The organism is Lacihabitans sp. CS3-21 (genome assembly GCF_024343675.1).
In the GTDB taxonomy this organism is placed as follows: domain Bacteria; phylum Bacteroidota; class Bacteroidia; order Cytophagales; family Spirosomataceae; genus Leadbetterella.
The window spans coordinates 1-2,262 of the sequence record NZ_RJUD01000107.1; the positions used below are offsets into that span (position 1 = coordinate 1).

The 2,262-nt window shown below is 35.9% G+C and carries 2 protein-coding genes; one reads left to right on the forward strand and one right to left on the reverse strand.

The window, feature by feature from the left end; genetic code table 11:
• Positions 1–773 precede the first annotated feature (773 nt).
• Complete coding sequence (locus EGI24_RS19040) at positions 774–1,757, forward strand: pyruvate dehydrogenase complex E1 component subunit beta (protein ID WP_255048067.1); 984 nt, start codon at positions 774–776, stop codon at positions 1,755–1,757.
• Positions 1,758–1,803: 46 nt separating this feature from the next.
• Here the strand turns inward: EGI24_RS19040 and EGI24_RS19045 are convergent.
• Positions 1,804–2,262, reverse strand: a 459-nt coding sequence (locus EGI24_RS19045; protein ID WP_255050167.1) for an inorganic diphosphatase, incomplete at its 5' end; no start/stop codon positions are given.

Consider the following 2,262-nt stretch of genomic DNA (forward strand, 5'->3'; position numbering starts at 1 on the left):
AGTGATATAAAAAAGACCTTGAAAAAAATGTCAAATGTTTATGATAAGACAATCCGATGTAAAGAAATCGACCCAGATGGGGTCATATGCTTATAAAAAACCAACAGAATAGTCAGTATTCGACCCCGAAGGAGTCATATGTTTATATAAATCCAACAAATTAGTCAGTATTCGACCCCGAAGGGGTCACATGTTTATAGAAATCCATCACAATAGTCAGTATTCGACCCTGTAGGGGTCGTACATTAACATCAAAATTCTCTTTTTATAAAAATTAAATTCCTTCGGAATGGGAATCGACAAAGTGATATAAAAAAGACCTTGAAAAAAATGTCAAATGTTTATGATAAGACAATCCAATGTAAAGAATTCGACCCCGAAGGGGTCATATGTTTATAAAAATCCACCAGAATAGTCAGTAATCGACCCTGTAGGGGTCGTACATTCACATCAAAATTCTCTTTTTATAAAAATCAAATTCCTTCGGAATTAAAAAGAACAAAACAAAAACCTTGAAAGGGTCACATCAGTCTGCATATACTCACTCGCATAAAAATTGCAATCCTTACAATTATAATGGATTTACAAATTCATCATTTCTATTATGGAAACATCAAATTGTTTATTTTAACCACCAAAATCTTACACCGAACAAAAATAAATAAATGAAATCACGCAATTCTACAAATAGATTTCGGAAATTGACAATAGCTTACTATTTTTGTCAAGCAATTGGGGTCTTTGCCCAAAATTAAATTATTTATAAGCCAAAAATGAGAGAAATTCAATTTAGAGATGCTGTAAAGGAAGCGATGTCAGAAGAAATGCGTCGTGATGAAACAATATTCTTAATGGGTGAAGAAGTAGCTGAATACAATGGAGCCTACAAAGCCAGTCAAGGAATGTTGGATGAATTTGGACCCAAAAGAGTTATCGACACGCCAATTGCTGAACTAGGTTTTGCTGGTATAGGTGTTGGTGCTGCTATCAATGGTTGTCGTCCGATTATTGAATTCATGACTTTCAACTTTTCACTTGTTGCTATAGATCAGATTATCAACAGTGCAGCCAAAATAATGGCCATGTCTGCTGGTCAATATTCTTGCCCAATCGTGTTTAGGGGTCCAACTGGTAATGCTGGACAATTAGGAGCTCAACACTCTCAAAACTTCGAAAATTGGTTTGCCAATACGCCAGGTCTTAAAGTTGTGGTACCATCTAGCCCATATGAATGTAAAGGACTTTTGAAAGCATCTATTCGTGACAATGACCCCGTTATTTTCATGGAGTCTGAACAAATGTATGGTGACAAAGGAATGATTCCAGATGGCGAATATATATTGCCAATTGGGAAAGCCAACATAATTCAGGAAGGAAAAGATGTTACGATTGTATCGTTTGGAAAAATGATTCCTAGAGTGGTTTTACCAGCAATCGAGCAACTTGCCAAAGATGGAATCAGTGTTGAATTGATAGACCTTAGAACAGTAAGACCTATTGATTATCAAACAGTTGTAGATTCTGTAAAGAAAACCAACAGATGTGTAGTTGTAGAAGAAGCTTGGCCATTGGCTGCTATTTCATCAGAAATAACTTATCATTTGCAGCGATATGCTTTTGACCATTTGGATGCTCCGGTTATCAGAGTTAACAACATGGATATTCCTTTACACTACGCTCCTACGCTAATTGAGGCTACTTTGCCAAACGTGGCTAGGACGATTGACGCTGTAAAAAAGGTTTTATACAAAAAATAATATTTACGATAAATACTATAAAAAAAGGAGCATTCGCTCCTTTTTTTTATTTTAGTGGATTAAAAATCAAATCCCTGTAATCTTCCATTGATTTTTTAATGACTTCTCCAGCTCCTTGTTTACCATATTCATATGCTATTTCGCAATGTTGAGGTTCTCCTGGCAGATTTTTGTAGGTTAGAAAATAATGCTTTAGCTTTTCAATAACACCACCAGGCAATTCAGAAATATCGTTAAAGTTGCCGTAAATCTGGTCGCCTGTTAATACTGCTATTATCTTATCGTCGGCCTCACCTTTGTCAATAAAACAAAATCCGCCAATTGGCTTAGCTTGTAATAATATATCGCCATGAGGTATATGATGCGACGATAACACACAAATATCTAAAGGATCCCCATCACCCACTTTAATGCTTGTTGCACCCTTTTCTCTTGCAAACTCTGCCACTTTATCACCACAATAGGTCTGCGGAATAAATCCATACAAAGCTGGAACGATATTAGA

Bases quoted from the DNA above. Each gene is read 5' to 3' on its own strand.
- EGI24_RS19040 (WP_255048067.1), top strand. From the start codon at position 774: ATGAGAGAAATTCAATTTAGAGATGCTGTAAAGGAAGCGATGTCAGAA.